General features: G+C 68.9%; 13 protein-coding genes and 1 pseudogene. 11 read left to right on the forward strand and 3 right to left on the reverse strand.

Annotation, left to right across the window (positions count from 1 at the left end):
- The 3 genes from M8J73_RS45400 to M8J73_RS43890 all read left to right on the forward strand — a co-directional run.
- On the forward strand, nucleotides 1–91 hold a 91-nt coding region (locus tag M8J73_RS45400; protein WP_505016644.1), incomplete at its 5' end, for an ATP-binding protein.
- Between the two features lie 67 nt (nucleotides 92–158).
- Complete coding sequence (locus tag M8J73_RS43885; RefSeq protein WP_249829897.1) at nucleotides 159–464, forward strand: Mov34/MPN/PAD-1 family protein; 306 nt, start codon at nucleotides 159–161, stop codon at nucleotides 462–464.
- A gap of 895 nt (nucleotides 465–1,359) precedes the next feature.
- Nucleotides 1,360–1,968, forward strand: coding sequence for a TetR/AcrR family transcriptional regulator (locus M8J73_RS43890; protein WP_055539248.1), 609 nt, complete (start codon nucleotides 1,360–1,362; stop codon nucleotides 1,966–1,968).
- Nucleotides 1,969–2,354: 386 nt separating this feature from the next.
- Here M8J73_RS43890 and M8J73_RS43895 read toward each other — a convergent pair whose 3' ends face one another.
- Complete coding sequence (locus tag M8J73_RS43895) at nucleotides 2,355–2,894, reverse strand: GNAT family N-acetyltransferase (RefSeq protein WP_206187857.1); 540 nt, start codon at nucleotides 2,892–2,894, stop codon at nucleotides 2,355–2,357.
- Nucleotides 2,891–4,177, reverse strand: coding sequence for an NsdA family TPR-like regulatory protein (locus tag M8J73_RS43900; RefSeq protein ID WP_055539246.1), 1,287 nt, complete (start codon nucleotides 4,175–4,177; stop codon nucleotides 2,891–2,893). The genes M8J73_RS43895 and M8J73_RS43900 overlap by 4 nt, the downstream gene beginning before the upstream one ends.
- A 241-nt stretch (nucleotides 4,178–4,418) precedes the next feature.
- Here M8J73_RS43900 and M8J73_RS43905 point away from each other — a divergent pair, with 241 nt between their 5' ends.
- From M8J73_RS43905 to M8J73_RS43930, 7 genes are all read left to right on the forward strand, one after another.
- A complete protein-coding gene (locus M8J73_RS43905) occupies nucleotides 4,419–4,865 on the forward strand; it encodes an ATP-binding protein (protein WP_055539245.1) in 447 nt (148 codons plus the stop codon).
- A gap of 286 nt (nucleotides 4,866–5,151) precedes the next feature.
- Nucleotides 5,152–5,280 (forward strand): hypothetical protein, encoded by a 129-nt coding sequence (locus M8J73_RS45150; RefSeq protein ID WP_276205955.1) that lies wholly within the window; start codon nucleotides 5,152–5,154, stop codon nucleotides 5,278–5,280.
- Nucleotides 5,281–5,377: 97 nt separating this feature from the next.
- Nucleotides 5,378–5,557 carry an FxLD family lanthipeptide gene (locus M8J73_RS43910; RefSeq protein ID WP_055539243.1) on the forward strand — a complete coding sequence of 60 codons (180 nt, stop codon included), beginning with the start codon at nucleotides 5,378–5,380 and terminating at the stop codon, nucleotides 5,555–5,557.
- A gap of 227 nt (nucleotides 5,558–5,784) precedes the next feature.
- Nucleotides 5,785–8,730, forward strand: coding sequence for a lantibiotic dehydratase (locus tag M8J73_RS43915; protein ID WP_055539242.1), 2,946 nt, complete (start codon nucleotides 5,785–5,787; stop codon nucleotides 8,728–8,730).
- Entirely contained in the window at nucleotides 8,727–9,992 is a 1,266-nt protein-coding gene (locus tag M8J73_RS43920; RefSeq protein WP_055539241.1) for a lanthionine synthetase C family protein, read from the forward strand. The genes M8J73_RS43915 and M8J73_RS43920 overlap by 4 nt, the downstream gene beginning before the upstream one ends.
- A gap of 24 nt (nucleotides 9,993–10,016) precedes the next feature.
- The gene (gene fxlM, locus M8J73_RS43925) at nucleotides 10,017–12,095 is read left to right on the forward strand and encodes a methyltransferase, FxLD system (RefSeq protein ID WP_055539240.1); all 2,079 of its coding nucleotides are present in this window, start codon (nucleotides 10,017–10,019) and stop codon (nucleotides 12,093–12,095) included.
- Nucleotides 12,096–12,182: 87 nt separating this feature from the next.
- Nucleotides 12,183–13,316, forward strand: coding sequence for a hypothetical protein (locus tag M8J73_RS43930; RefSeq protein ID WP_079054893.1), 1,134 nt, complete (start codon nucleotides 12,183–12,185; stop codon nucleotides 13,314–13,316).
- A 6-nt stretch (nucleotides 13,317–13,322) separates the two neighbouring features.
- Here the strand turns inward: M8J73_RS43930 and M8J73_RS43935 are convergent.
- A pseudogene (locus M8J73_RS43935) lies at nucleotides 13,323–13,895 on the reverse strand (mobilization protein); the annotation flags it as partial.
- Nucleotides 13,896–14,647: 752 nt separating this feature from the next.
- On the opposite strand from M8J73_RS43935, the gene M8J73_RS43940 reads away from it, so the two are divergent.
- A complete protein-coding gene (locus M8J73_RS43940) occupies nucleotides 14,648–14,872 on the forward strand; it encodes a helix-turn-helix transcriptional regulator (RefSeq protein WP_157873157.1) in 225 nt (74 codons plus the stop codon).
- Nucleotides 14,873–15,100 lie beyond the last annotated feature (228 nt).

A 15,100-nucleotide genomic window follows, 5' to 3' on the forward strand; every position in this document is an offset into this window, starting at 1 on the left:
GCACCACTGCGAGGTCGTTCCCATCAACGGCAACAGCTACCGGCTCAAGAACCGGCTCCAGGCCATCGAGCGAGACACCGACGTGGCCTGAGTGGTGCACATATCCCCGTACTTGGTGGTGCATTCACACGAGTACGGGGACACCCGGACCTGCCGCCGTGCGCACCCCCACCTACTTCCTCCGCGACCTGGCACACGCTCAGGCACTGGCCGACGAGGCATTCGCGAGCGATGGCAGCGTCTGGGTCGGCGAATGGCACACCCACCCCACCAGCCGCCCCATCCCCAGCGCTCGCGACACCGCCACCTACAGGCAACTCCTCAACGATCCGGAACTGGGCTTCCACAGCATCATCGCGGTGATCTTCGCTCCCCATGCGGGCCGCTGGGAGGCCGCCGCCTGGGCATGCCGCCTTGGCCGCATTGCACCGGTGCGACTGCAACTCTCAAGTTCCGCCGGATGAGACGCTGAAAGCGGGTGCGCAGAGCCCGTTGTCATCTTCACCGTGGCCGGTAAGCCGCGCCGGGCACAGCTGCGCTGCCAGCCGTCCGAGCGGGGGAGGCCATATCGGCCCGATGACATGCGGCCGAAGGCACGGCTGCGGCCCGCACGGAACGGCCCCGCGTACTTGGCCGTTTATCGAGCTCGCTGCGTACTCGGTCCGTTCGCGAATCTACGACGGCGGTCGGCTTGGCCGCGGCATACCGGGGCACCGCCACTGGGCCAGCGTGTTCAGGACGGGGCCGACGAGCTCCTGGTTCACGGTGCTCGGTACCGGCGTGGTGTCAGTGTTCGTTGGAGTCGTTGCGGCCGACGATCATGTTGTCGAGGGCTTCGTCCGTCTTCGATGGCTTCATGGGCGGTCTGGCAGATGAGCTGGTCGAGGGTGTCCGTGTAGCCGCCGGTGCGTGCGTGGAGTTCCTCCTCCAGGTCCAGCAGCGTGCCGGGCTTGTGGTTTTAGAGCCGCAGGTTGGAGTCGTAGCGCTGCAACACGTTCCGCCATCCCCCTTCCTGTCCCGCGTGACAGGGGGATGGGGCTGATCCGCATGACGGGCAGGCTGCTGTGGAACTGCTCGGAGGTCGAAGTCCATGAACCCCTCCCGTGCCGTGAGCAGTTCGGGATCCAGTGGGGCCCACCGCGCAGCGATAGCTGCGGGGGCGGATGATTTCGAGGCGGTGCGCGCAGCGTCCATCACGTCCCCTGCGCGCGTGCGGGCGGCACATGGGACCAGCCTGTCGCGCATCTGCGCATCCGGACCGCCCTGGTCCTTGAAACCCCTGGCGCTGAGGGGTAGTCGGGCCTGCGGCGGAGACAATGGAATGCTGGAGGCGCGCAAGCGCTGAGAAAGGGGCGAGCGATGCGGGCCTGCGGGTCGGACGCGGACACCGAAGGACGACGCTGCACAGGGCTGCGGACCGACGCGGCACGCAACCGGACCAGGATCCTGGACGCAGCCCAGGAGCTGTTCGTGCAGCAGGGGCCGCAGGCACCCCTGGACGAGATCGCACGCCGCGCAGGAGTCGGCAACGCCACCCTTTACCGGCACTTCTCGGGGCGGGCCACACTCCTGGCGGAAGTGCTCGAGAGGGTCGCCACGGCATGCGCTGAAGCGGCCGGGGAAGCCGCCGCCCGGGAGGACGACCTGTTCGCCGCGCTCAGCCTTTTCCTGCAGACCGCAGCCCGTCAGCGGGTTGCCTCCCTGTGCTGCTTGTCCGGTGAACTCGCCACTGCACGGCCGGAACTGGTGCGCCAGAAGAATCGCCTGGTGCACGCCGCTCAGCTGCTGCTGACCCGTGCGCAGCAGGCGGGACAAGTGCGCGCGGACGTGTGCCTGGAGGAGCTCATGGCAGCCGTCACTCAGCTTAGCCGTCCGCTGCCGGGAACCAGCTGGACGGCAGTAGACCAGTTCAGCCCGCGCCTCCTGCAGTCGTTCTTCGACGGCCTTCTAGTGCCGGACCGGGCCTGAACCGGCAGCCGTGCGGCGGCTCTTCCCCTCCGTGCGCCGCCCGGAGCGGTGCGGGGCAGCGGGCGGGTGCCGGGTCACGTTCCTGGTGCGACGCTGCTCGGCGCGCCGCGTTCGGGCAGGCGCCAGCAGATCTCGTCGTGTTCTCTGAGGTGCTGCTGGGCTTGCCAGGAGACGGCAGTGGACCAGTTGGCCGAGGAGATCCTCCACCGGCTGCGGGGACTGACCGCCCAACCGGGCAAGAACGTCGACTTCGCGCTTTCGAAGCCGTCGGGAGCATCTTGCATGCCTCGACTCATCTGTATAGATGAGTCGGCTGGCTGTCGTCGTGGGCCGTTCCCTTCGAGCGGTTGCGTCGTTCGAAAACGGTGGGGCGCCGCAGGCATCGATCAGCTGATGGCGCGGATCATCACGGTGAGCACTGGCGACGCTGGTGACGGCTGGCTCTGTCCGATGTCCTCGTATCCCCACGACTTGTAGAGCGCGTGGACTTTTCCGTCGCCGGCGGCCGTGTTGACCATGAGCGTGACGAATGGCTCGTCGCGTGTGGCGAGGAGGGCGTCATGGATACGGTGGGCGGTGCCCGTCTTCCGCCAGGTCGGCCGGACGCCGATTTCCTTCAGGGCCACGGCCGGGCGCTCGGTGTACTTCTCGGCCGGCGTCGGGCTCGTGCGCTGCCAGTACCGGTCGCCGTGCTCAATAGTGTTGCCGTAGGCGTAGCCGACCGGATGGCCGTCCGCGTAGGCGAGGACAGCCGCGAATCCGGGCTCGGTGCCGTGCCGGTCCAGGCGTTCACCGAACGCGGTGACCGCGTAGTTCGGCAGGTGGAGGAGCGGGGCGCGCACATCGGCGTACACGTCGAGGAGATCGCCGCGGACGGTGTCGAGGGTGGTGTACGTGCGCAGTTCGATGGCGGGCGCCGTGGTCATGCGGCCATCCTCCAGGAGGCGGTGTGCTCGGTCCAGGTCTGCACGGTGGAGCTACCCGGAGCGATGGCCCGCAGCGCAGCCCCGAACTCCTGCAGCATGCGCGTTACCCGGGCGTGCTGGGTAGCGGCGTCGGCGGGGACCTTCATCGCGGTGGCCGTGGCGGCGTCGGCGGCGCCTTGCGCGAGCTGGGCGTGTGCGAGACGGGTAGTGGCGATGGCCCGGGACCGGACCATATGGGGCCGCAGGGCTGACAGGCAGCGGTGGGCGTGGTACTCGGCGGTCGGGTAGTCGCCGAGTGCCAAGTAGGCGGACAGGGCTAGGGAGTCCAGCTCGGCCTGGTCGTAGAAGGCGAGCATCCAGACCGGCCGGTAGTCGGCGGGGTTGGCGCGCAGCATGGCCTCCTGCGCCTGCTCGAACGCGCGGCGGGTGCCGGTGCGGTCCTGTCCCGTGCCGTTGATGGCGCCCTGCCGGGCCAAGCCCAGGGACGCAAAAAGTGGGTCACGGCGGGTGAGGTGCAGGTTGCGGGCGACGTCGTTGGCGGCGACCGCGTCGGCGGGTCGGCCCATGTGCCGGTACATGGTGCCCGCGTGGCTCCAGATGCGGAATTTGATGGCTTGGTCGCCGGACATCTCGGCGAGGGCCTGGGCCTCACGCATGTGCGTCTTGGCAATGTCGTAGCGGCGGCCGTCGATGGCGGCCCACATCGCCGATGAGCGGAACGCTGCCGCGGAGGCGTAGAGGCTGCTGCGTACGCGCTGGGTGGCGCTGCCTGCGTTCTGGAGGTTCAGTGCCTCGTCAGTGAGTGCGGTGGCCCGCTGCTCGATGCGGAGTTGTCCGCCGTGGCGGTGGTCGCTGGCGATGATCTCGGCGAAGCGCTTGTTCAGGCGGTCGACATCGCTTATGCCGATTCGGCGGGGCGCTCCGGTGCCGGGCGCGGCTGCGGCTACGGCGGCAGCCGCCGCAAGGCTGCCAACCAGGCTACGGCGCTTCATGTCGGGGTCCTCCTGCTGCTGTGAGGCTGGGGTCGGCGAAGGCCGGCTCCGTGGCACGAACCCTAGAGCGACGGCGGGCAGGCCGCTGACGTCCTCGAGCGCCTTGCGGGTAGCCGACTTGGGCCACGTGACCCGGCCTGCTTTCCATGCCCGAACCGATGAGCCGTCGAGGCCGCCGGGCCGCCCGGTCAGCATCTCTAAGGCGCTGTTCACAGCGTCGGCGAGGCTGTTTGAGCTGTAGCCGTGTTCGGCCATCCACGCCTCAAGAACGGTGTTGCGCGTGGTGTCCATGCACGCACGGTAGCGCTGACGCCCTCTCCGCCACCAGGTAAAGGGACGGTCAAATCGCCCTAGGTCTTTCCGTCGGGTGGACGGCTGATCGCCCTAATCACTGTGCTGCGAAAGGGAGTTGTCTGGTCACTGGTCGCCCGCCACTCCCTCCGGTGCGGGCGACTGTTGACGGCCCGGCCCGCCCCCTGATGCCTTCTCCGGGGTGACCCGGGCGCCGAGACAACGCGAAGGCTCAACCCCAATGACGAGTCTCAGTACACCAGTTCAGGTCGCGCCCACCGGGCACCCCGCCTACAGCCAGTCCTTCCCATGCGAGCCGTCCACGGCCGAGATCGGCCGCAAGCTCGTCCGTGACGCCCTTGGCGTATGGCACCTCGACAACCTCGCCGACATCGCCGCGCTGATCATGTCGGAGCTGATCGCGAACGCCGTCAGCCACACGCCATGCCACTCGATCCGCCTGATCGTCGGGCGGCCGAGCGCGACACGGGTCCGTGTCGGGGTCGTGGACCGGGCGCCTTCGCGCCTCCCGGTCCTTGGTCAGGCTAGTGAGGACGACGAGTCAGGCCGTGGTCTGCTCCTGATCGACGGCATCGCCGACCGCTGGGGCTATGACCTGCACGGTCCGGAGAGGCGTCCCTGGGGCAAAGAGGTCTGGGCGGAACTCCTCATCGGGGGCGACGCGTGAGCACCTCGGCCGCGGTGACCCCGCCCCTCCCGGACGTCGCCCGCCTCCGTCCCCGGCAGCAGATGGCCATGGAGTGCGCACGCTGCGCCCGGTACCTGGGGGCGAACGGCGAGGTGTTGGGTGATGTGCGTTATCGGGGCCTGCTGTTTCGGCTCTGGGTCTGTGGGCCGACCTGCCGGTCGCCCACCCCCGGGACACCGGCCGGAGCCGAGGCGTGACTCCCCGCGTGGACGAGCATTGGGTCACCGATGGCTGCTGGCTCGGGTGCGGGCGTACTGGAGTGCCGGTGATCTGGCTCGGCCCGCTTCAGTGGGAGGGGCAGCACGCCCTGGTCTACTCCTGCAGCCCGTACCTCGACCGCCTCAAGGTTCAGGCGTTCGCCTACTTCATGGAGCGACGGCCGGCTGCCGTCTGATCAGACTCCCGCCTTCGGCTATGCAGTGCTGTTGTGGCGTACGGCCGAAGGGGGGCACCACCGCACAACAACATCCCAACAACTAAGAGGAGTTGGCGTGACACGCACAGCCGTAGTACCGAGCAGCACCTACGCGCCCCAGCGGACCCCGGGGGCGTCGGACGGCTTCGACCTGGACGTCTCCCTCGTCGAGGTCGCCGACCCGGCGGGTCTGGTCAACCTGACCGATGACAACTGCGGGACCACCTGCGGCGCCTGCACCACCAACGTCGCCTGACCCGAGGCTCCACGTCTCTCCGGGCTGGTGCCGTCGCGCCTCGTGGCGTGGCGGCACCAGCCGCCCGTCCCTCACCTACGGAGGTAGTGGTGGCTGCTCCGCTCGCGGCATTCCGAACCGGCACGACCGCTCTCGTACGAGCCGTTGCCCGGCCGACACTGCAGTGTCCTCCGCTTCCGGACCTTGACGATCGCTCTCCTAACGGCTCCGCCACCTGTGTCGCCTGGTTGCGAGCGGTCTGGGCGAACGGCGACCTCGCCGAAGCCCTGGAACACGCCAGCCCGGTCCTTGCTGCGCAGGTACGGACCGTGGGCACGGCCGCTGAGCCGTCAACGCGAGACGTCCGGCGTACGGCACTGTCCGTGGCCCGCTACCTGCTGCGCTCCCAGCATCGGGCGACGCCGTTCGGACTCTTTGCCGGGGTGACCACCGCCGACTTCGGTCCACAGGTACGCGCCGGCTGGGGTGTGGAACACGTGGCCGTCGGTCATGCAAGCGCAGAGTGGTTGGCAGCCGTCATCGAGCAGTTGGAGTCCTGCCACGACCTCCTTGAACGACTGCCCGTGGTCGTCAACAACACCGTGACGAGCCGCGGCGACCGGCTCATCGTGCCGTTTCAATCCGACGCCCAAGACGATCAGACTCGCGCGGTTGAGGCATCCCTGGCCTTGACCGGGCCCGTGCGCGCAGTCCTCGCCGCGACACGGGCGCCGATTCGGGCCGGTGCGCTCGCCGACAAACTCCAGGCAAAGTTCCCCGAGGCCGGGCCGGAGAAGGTGCGACGACTGCTGGTGGAGCTGGTCCAGCGGAGTGTGCTGAACACGAGCCTGCACGCGCCGAGCACCGAGACCGACGCCCTCGGGTATCTGCTCGACCAACTCGACGCGACCGACGCCGACACCCTCCCTCCGGTCGCAGAGATCGTGCGCGAATTGCAGGCGATCCGGACCGGTCTGAAAAGGTTCACTTCGCGCGGTGGGCGGGACAGCGTCGCAGCGCGGATGAGGGCCCTCGTGCCGGGCCTGCGCCGCCACCCCGTCGCGGTCGACCTGCGCCTGGACGCGCAGTTCGTCCTGCCAGACGCGGTCGCCCGAGAGATCGAGCGCGCCGCCCTGATCCTGACCCGAGTCAGCGCCCGCCCGTACGGCACCGCGGCTTGGGGCGCGTACCACCAGCGGTTCTACGAGAGGTACGGCATCGGCACGATGGTGCCGCTCCAGGAAGTCGTCGCAGACAGCGGCACTGGTTACCCCGAGGGCTACCCGGGTACTCCGCCCGGCGCCCTTCGACCTCGCGTCTCCGCTCGGGATGACGCCCTCGTAGGGCTGGCTCAGGCCGCTGTGCTCGACGGCAGCGACGAGGTGGTCCTCACCGACGAGTTGATCGACGCCCTGGACGTAGGGCCCGACGAACCCCGGTTGCCGCCGCACCTGGAGCTGGGGGTGCGAGTCCATGCGGCCAGCGTGGGCGAGTTGCAGAGGGGGCGGTTCCGGTTGGAGGTCGTGAGCGTGTCTCGCGGCGCCGGCGTCTCCACCGGCCGGTTCCTCAGCGTCCTGACCCCCGCAGGCCGTGAGGCCATGGCCGCTGAGCTGGCTGACCTTCCGACCGCTGACAGCAACACCGTGCCCGCGCAGCTCTCCTTTCCGCCGCTCCTGGCCGAGAGCGCCCACGTCACGCGCGCCCCGCGAGTCCTGCCCATCGCGATCAGCCTCCAGGAACACCGAGCCCCCGCCGACGACCTCCTGACCCCTGCGGACCTGGCGGTGGGGTGCGACGGCCGCCGCATGTACCTGGCCGCCCCCGAGCGTGGCCTGCGCATCGAGGCCGTCGGGATGCACGCGCTGAACCTGCACACGCACACTCCGCCGCTGGTGCGATTCCTCACCGAGTTGCCCCGCGCTCAATGCGCGCAGGTCACCGTGTTCGACTGGGGCGCCGCAGCGGCGATGCCGTTCCTGCCGCGAGTGCGGTACGGCCGTACGGTGCTCGCCCCGGCACGTTGGCGGTTGGAGGCGGCCGATCTGCCTGGCCGCGCATGTCCTCGTACCGCATGGGACTCCGCCCTCACCGACTGGCGGGCCCGGCGGCGACTGCCTCGACGGGTCTACCTCGTGGAGGACGACCGGCGTCTGTACTTCGACCTCGACGAGGCCGGTCACCGGACGCTGCTGCGCCAGCACCTCGACCGAGTGGGCCTGGCCGTGATCGTCGAGGCCGCGGAACCGGAGGCGTTCGGCTGGTGCGACGGTCGCGCTCACGAGGTAGTCGTGCCGCTCAAGGCGACCCGGCCGCCGACGTGGCCGCCTCTGCCCGTTCCCACCCCGGCCCGTGCCTTTTCCCCGGCACAGAGGCACACACCGGCCACCTCGTCGGTGCTACTGGCCACCCTGTACGGGGACGCTCGCCGCCAGGACACGCTGCTCTCCCGCCACTTGCCTGATCTCCTCGTACGGCTCAGTGGCCCGCCGTGGTGGTTCATCCGCTTCCGGGACCCTGAGCAGCACTTGCGGCTGCGCATCGCGCTCCCCGCCCCTGACGCATTCGCCGAGACGGCACGAATGGTGAGCGAGTGGGCCGACGAACTGCGCGGAGCCGGTCTGCTGGCGGACCTGCGCTATCCCACCTCCTATCGCGAGATGGGCCGCTGGGGCTCCGGAGCGGCATGGGTCGCGGCCGAGGAAGTGTTCCGGGCAGACTCGCGCGCCACCCTGGCCCAGCTCTCCCAGCCACGGCGCCCACACCAGCGCACGCTGGTGGTCGCGCACACTGTCGCTATCGCCTCCGCGTTCCTCGGCAGCACGCAAGCCGGGATGCGCTGGCTGATCGACCACATCCCGCCCACAGCGCCGGTGTCCGTACCACGACCGCAGCTCACTGATGCGGTACGTCTCGCCGACCCTGGCGACGACTGGGCGGCGCTGCGCAGCGCTCCCGGAGGAGCGGCCATCGTGTCGGCGTGGGCCGACCGCGACGCGGCGCTAGCAGCGTACCGGCGGCACCTACCAGGCCCCCACACGCAGGGCATCGCCCTTGATGACGTCCTGACCTCGCTGCTGCACGTCCACTTCGTACGGCACATCGCGGTGAACTTCCCCGAAGAAGAGGTCTGCCTCTACCTCGCCCGTGCTGCCGCCCTGGCCTGGACCGCTCGCACCACAGGGAGGACACCGTGACCGCACAGGCCGCGCTGGATCTGGCCGACGCCGTCGCCGATCAGCTCGCCGACCCCCACAGCGCGCCCCTCGGCCCAGCGGCACGTCGACAGCACCTTGCCCATGGCTTTTCGGGCATCGCGCTGCTGCATATCGAGCGAGCCGCAGCTGGCCTCGGACCGTGGCAGCGTGCCCACGAATGGCTCACCGCCGCCTCCCGTGAACCGCTCACCAGTGGATCCGACAGCTACCCCTTCTACGGGGCGCCTGCCTTCGCGCACGCCCTGGCCTGTGCCGCCGATCACCTGCCCGGCGCCTATCGGTGCGCTCTTGACACTCTCGACCGGCAGATGACAGTCGATGTGAACCGGCGCCTCGACGCCGCTCACCGCCGCATGGACGCCGGATGCCTGCCAGCTCTCGGCGAGTTCGACACCATCCGGGGCCTGACTGGCTACGGCGCCTACCTCCTGCGCCGCAACCCCAGCGCCTCCGCCCTGCTCGCCGTCCTCGACTACTGCGTACGCCTCACCCAACCGATCATGAACGACGGAGAGGCACTGCCGGGCTGGTGGACGGACACGGGGCCCTCGGGCCGCCCGGACGACCGCTTCCCAGGCGGGCACGCCAACAGCGGCATGGCGCATGGCATCGGCGGCGTGCTCGCGCTGCTGGCACTCGCCGTCCGGCATGGCACCTTCGTCGACGGCCACGACGAAGCACTCGGTCGGATCCTGGCATGGCTTGACCGCTGGCAAGAGGACACCGGCCGAGGCCCGGCCTGGCCATACTGGGTCACCCGGGATGAGCTGCACACCGGACGCCTCGCCCCGTCCGCACCACGGAGGCCGTCCTGGTGCTACGGCACTGCTGGCCTAGCCCGCGCCCAGCAACTCGCCGCGCTCGCCCTCGGCGACGTCAACCGTCAGCTGGACGCCGAGAACGTGCTCGTGACCGCCCTCACTGATCCTGCTCAGCTCAAGGCCACGACGGACAAAGCCCTATGCCACGGCTTCGCCGGCCTCGCCCACGTCGCCGCCCGTACGGCCGCCGACGCCCACCCCTCGACCGCCGGGCAGCTCCGCGCCATGATCCCGGCACTTCTGGCCGCAGTTCACCCGCCGGACACCGACCCCGTACACGCCGCCACGACGCTGATGCAGGACGAGGAGCGCGGCCTCGGCCTCCTCGACGGCGCAGCCGGTATTGCCCTGGCCCTCCTCGCGCCCGGCACCGCCGCACCGCCCCGATCCGCCTGGGACGCCTGCCTGCTCATCGCCTGACCCCACCGACCGAAGGACCCCCGCATGCCCCCGGACCGCTGGCAGCAACACAACGTCACCTTCGCCGACCGCGAGAGCGCTCAGCGCGCCATCGCCGAACGCATCGCCCCCGTCCTGCTCGCGGCTGAGGCGGAAGGACAGCTCACCGGCTGGTGGTTCATGAAAAAGCAGCCCTGGCCGCTGCGGTACCGCGCCGCCCAGCCCTCACCCGTCGTCGAAGCGCTGCTGAGTGATCTCGTCGACGACGGCACGGCCGTGTCATGGCTGCCCTGCATCTACGAACCCGAGACCGACGCCTTCGGCGGGACCGACGCCATGGATGTCGCTCACGAGCTGTTCCACCAAGACAGCCGCCACCTGCTCAGCCATCAGCCTGGCCCGGAGAACCTTGGGCGCCGTGAAACCGCTGTACTGCTGGCGAGCGCGATGATGCGGGCGGCTGGCCTGGACTGGTTCGAGCAGGGTGATGTGTGGGTGAAGGTCGCCGCGCTTCGGCCGGTGACTGGCCATCTGCTCTCCGAGCGGGCCGCCGAACTGGCGCCTGCGATGCGCAAGCTGATGACCATCGACGCTCGCAGCCTGTGCCGACAGAGTGGCCCACTTGCTGGGCATGACGGGTGGGTGTCGGCCTTCGAGGAGGCGGGCGCCACGCTGGCTTCCCTCGCCAATCATGGCGCCCTCACTCGCGGTCTGCGAGCCGTCCTTGCCCACCACGTGATCTTCCATTCCAACCGCGCCGGTCTCCTCCGGGGTGACCAGAGCGCTATGTCCAACATCGCACGAGAGGTAGTCATGGGAACGAGCGACAACACCGCGCCCAGCGAGGCAGCGGCTGACACCGATAGCGTCAGCGCGGTGAACGCCGACACGCTCACCACCCCCACAGCGGACGCCGGCCGCCTCCGTAACGCCCTGGTCGACCAGCTCCTCGCGGACGGACACGCCCGCACGACAGTCGTTGAGACCGCGTTGCGTACCGTGCCCCGCCACGCGTTCGTGCCGGATGCCGCGCTCGAAGACGCCTACGCCAACGCGCCGGTGCACATCAAGTACGACACCGACGGCACGTCGATCTCCTGCGCCTCCCAGCCGGGCGTTGTCGCCCTCATGCTGGACCAGCTCGACGCCCAGCCCGGCGAGCGCATCCTCGAACTCGGCGCCGGCACCGGCTACAACGCCGGCCTGCTCGCCCACCTGGTCGGCGAGAGCGGACACGTGACCACCCTCGATGTCGACGACGACCTCGTGGAGGGCGCCCGAGCGCACCTCGCCGCCGCCGGTATCACCAACGTCGAGGCTGTGACCCGCGACGGAGCCCTCGGCTACGTCGAAGGAGCACCGTACGACCGGATCATCGCCACCGTCGGAGCGCATGGCGTACCGCACGCTTGGCTGCAGCAGCTCGCGCCTGGCGGGCGGCTCCTCGTCCCCCAGCGTCTCAAGGGCACTGTCTCCCGCTCCATCGCCTACGAGCTGCGCGACGGCCGATGGGTGTCTCTCAGCAGCGAGATGAACACCTTCATGCCGCTCCGTCGCGGCATCGCAGACGACGACCGCCGCGCCATCCCGCTCAGCGCGGACGGCACCGTACGCCTGCAGGCCCCCGCTGGACAGAGCATCGACGCCGAGGTCCTCGCCGGCGTCCTGGGCCAGCCGCGGACCGAGGAGTGGACCGGCATGATGGTCCGCGCCATGGAGTCGCCGGAGTGGATGGAACTGTTCCTCACCTGCTCCCTCCCCTCCGGCCTGATCCGCATGCTGTTCCCCCAGGGCGCCAAGGGCACTCTGCTCACCGAGGACCCCTACCCCTCCTCGACCGCGACTGTCGACAAGGGCGCCGTCACCTACCTCGCCCGGCGTCTGTCGACGGAGAAGACTCCCGACGGCGGCAAGCTCTGGGAGTTCGGCGTCATCGGCCACGGACGCGGCAGCGACGAGCTGGCTGCGAAGGTCGCCGACGCAATCCGGACCTGGGACCGCGAGTACCGCGACCGTGAGGCGACGTTCGAGATCCAGTCCCTTGACGCCCCGGCCATCGAGCAGCGCCCCGGCCTCTTCGCTCTCGACACTCCTCTGAACCGCATCGTCGTCGACTGGCAGTGACGCCCCACGTGTAGTGGACGGTGCTCGTCGGCGTACGGCTGGCGGGCACCGTCGCTCCGCAGTCCTCACTTACGCCCCGGGGGACCCATGGACCCGCACGGACCCATAGCCCAGCGCTTTCCGCTCGTCGCCCGATTCCGACCCGCCTGCCTGCCCCTGCGTGAGCGCGTACGCGGCCTCGTAGAACTGGCTGACACGGCGGTGAAGAAGAGCGATCAAGGGCTCGCATCGGCGGTCTACAACCAGGCCGCGCTCATCGCCTCCGACCTCGGCCTTCCCGACCTCGCCCGCGAGATGTGCCACCAGCACGCCGCCGCCTACCTCCACGCCTGCCCCCTGCCCGGCATGAGCGCGATCCGAGGGCTGGAGCCGGTGGTCAACCTCGCCCGCCTCCAGATTCGCGCCGGCCACGCCGATGAGGGCCGTCAGCGACTCCTCAACCTGTACAAGGCCGTCGAGACGGGCGCAATCGCCCGGTTCGAGGGCGTCACCGTACCTGCGGACCTCACTGCGACCGGCGAAGACCGACAGGAGGTTCGCGCGTGGCTGTGGCGCGTCCTCCTCGCAGACGGCACGCGCACCCTCACCACCGAGGGGCGGTGGGCCGAGGCGCTGGCGCACATCGAAGCCCACCATGGCATCGGAAAGCGGATGCTCGACGGTCGGCAGGTCGCCGCCATCGCCGCCCTCGTAGCGAACGACACGGCAGGGGTTGCTGGTCTCCTCGCCGACACGATGCCCGGCGCCCCATGGGAACAAGCCGTCACGGCATGCCTGACCGTTCTATACCGCCGCGACGCCGGGCAGCCGATCGACGGCCACCTGGCGGACCTGGTGACGGCCTACCTCGGACGGAAGACCGAACCTGGGATAACCGTCTTCGATACCCGGCTTGGACTCACAGTTCTCGACGCGATCGGGTCCGTCGAGGCGCTTGCCGCGCAGTGCATGGTCGAGAACCTCCACCGCAGGACGACAGATGCCGAGGACGGCTACGCGGCCCGCGAGAACTTGGCTCACCCTCTGTTCACTGAGATCGCCACGGACCGGCAAGTGCAGGACTGTCGCGCGCTGGTGCACGCCTGCGCCCTCGGCACAGGGATCCTCCCGGACGAGCTGCGAGGAGAACTGACGGCGGCCCTGCGCGCCAGCGATAGCGTGATCCGTGAAAGCGTCGTGCGTTCCTCCGATCCCGGAGGAACGCAACCCCTGCGGTTCTGACGGTGTCTATCGGCGCTGTCGGCGCTGCTGTTCGGTAGACGATGGAGCCACCGAGGGGAACCGACTGGTTCCGGTCTGCTGAGTGGGGATCGAGCCTGCCATGGTCGACTGTTGGCGGGCGGCTTCGGCTCGGCGGTTGGGTGCTGGGTTTCGGCCGGTGTGCTGGTGAGGGTGATGAGCACGCGGGCGGGTTGGCGGGCGGTGGTCAGCTCGCGCTGGGCGGCGGCTTCCTTGAGGGGTTGGTGGCCGTGGCCGTCGGCGCCGGCGCCGGCCGCGAGCGCGGGCCAGGCCGGGTCGGTGAGGATGCACTCGGCGTGGTCGGGGACGGCTGCTCGTACGTCGCCGACCAGAAAGCGGCGGGCCTGCTCCCTGGGCGGCCGGGCCGTGAGTTCGGTGAGCGTCAGGGCGAGGGCCAGGTGGGTGGCTGTCTGGAGGTGCTGGACGGCCTGTCGGGCGGCGTTGGCCTGGTGGGCGTGGTTCTTCGCATCGTGCCAGCGCCCGGCGACGGATGGCGGCCCAGACGAGGGCTGCCACCAGGGAAGCCAGCGCGCTGCCCTCGGGGCCGGTGGCGGTGTGCAGCCGACCGGTGGGCCAGCGGAACGCCTCGCCGCCGGGCCTCAGGGATTGGGTATCCGTGCACCGCCCAGTCACTCGGCCTCAGCCCCGCCCGCCGCGTCTATTTCCAGATGGACGAAACCAGAGCACATCGCGCTCTTCCAGCGAGCCGCCGCAGCGAGGTTGCCGTTCCGGAATATCTGCAGGTGCTTCTCCGCTCCCCGCTTGCGGAGAAAGAGCCTTCCCCCATCGTCTCTTTCAGGAAACGGTCGAGCGTGGAAGTAAAGGTCCGGCTGGAGAAGGTGTTGGCCGCTTGGTCTCCTACGCGCCTATTGCACCGAGAACGAGACGCCGAGGAAAAAATGAGGCGCGGGTGCAGCTTGCCCTGTATTTCCAAGCCGCCGATCTGCTGGTGGGGATGGCCGGGGGAAGCGAGGTGAACTGGTGGAGGATCCGGTATGGCCAGCCTCTGTTCTGACGGGTAGTCGGGGCAGTGAGCCATTGGGGCAGCGTGAACCTTGGCAGGGATGGCGCCCTGATTCAACATGCGACTGTCGCGCAGGTCCAAGGTCGCCGCCGCCTCGCGTACAGCAGACCATGCGGAGATGGCTGCGCTGAGTACCTCATCGATCCGTCGGCAGGAGCACTTAAGGCGGCCGGAAGATAGCCGATGATCGCCGGTTAGCCAAACCGGTGATCCTGTGGAGTATTGATGCTGACGCCCAGAGGCCGTGCAGTTTAAGGACCCTAGCGAGAGATTACTGGTGTACGCGGGCGTGAGCGAAAACAACGGAGCTGAACTCAGAGGGGCTGCGGCGATGCGGTTTATGGATCTCAAGGAAACGGCTGAATATTTGAACGTATCCGCCTCATGGCTATACAAGAATGCTAGGCATTCAGGTCTTGCGATTTACAGGTTCGGTCCAGGTGTAAATTCCAAGATAAGATTTGAGGTTTCGGAAATCGAAGCCTGGGTGAAGCAGCAGCGGGTCAATAGCTGAGGCTATTTTTCCGCTCGGTACTGCAATCAATGATCTGCAATATTGTACGGAGTTAGCTTCTCTTATGGCGACAGGTTCTTTGGTTCGTGGGATGGGGTCGTTTTTCAAGGAGTGTGAGCATCCGCGGTCGCGGTGGTCGAAGTGTTCTCATCCGTACAAGATCCGGTACAGGTCTGCGGCGGGGAAGCAGGTGAAGGAGTCCGGGTTCGCCACCCAGGACAGAGCGAT

Origin of the sequence: Streptomyces neyagawaensis (assembly GCF_023516595.1) — a bacterium.
Lineage (GTDB): Bacteria > Actinomycetota > Actinomycetes > Streptomycetales > Streptomycetaceae > Streptomyces > Streptomyces neyagawaensis.

Bases quoted from the DNA above. Each gene is read 5' to 3' on its own strand.
- M8J73_RS43905 (WP_055539245.1), top strand. From the start codon at position 4,419: ATGACGAGTCTCAGTACACCAGTTCAGGTCGCGCCCACCGGGCACCCC.
- fxlM (WP_055539240.1), top strand. From the start codon at position 10,017: ATGCCCCCGGACCGCTGGCAGCAACACAACGTCACCTTCGCCGACCGC.
- M8J73_RS43895 (WP_206187857.1), bottom strand. From the start codon at position 2,894: ATGACCACGGCGCCCGCCATCGAACTGCGCACGTACACCACCCTCGAC.
- M8J73_RS43930 (WP_079054893.1), top strand. From the start codon at position 12,183: ATGGACCCGCACGGACCCATAGCCCAGCGCTTTCCGCTCGTCGCCCGA.
- M8J73_RS43900 (WP_055539246.1), bottom strand. From the start codon at position 4,177: ATGGACACCACGCGCAACACCGTTCTTGAGGCGTGGATGGCCGAACAC.
- M8J73_RS43890 (WP_055539248.1), top strand. From the start codon at position 1,360: ATGCGGGCCTGCGGGTCGGACGCGGACACCGAAGGACGACGCTGCACA.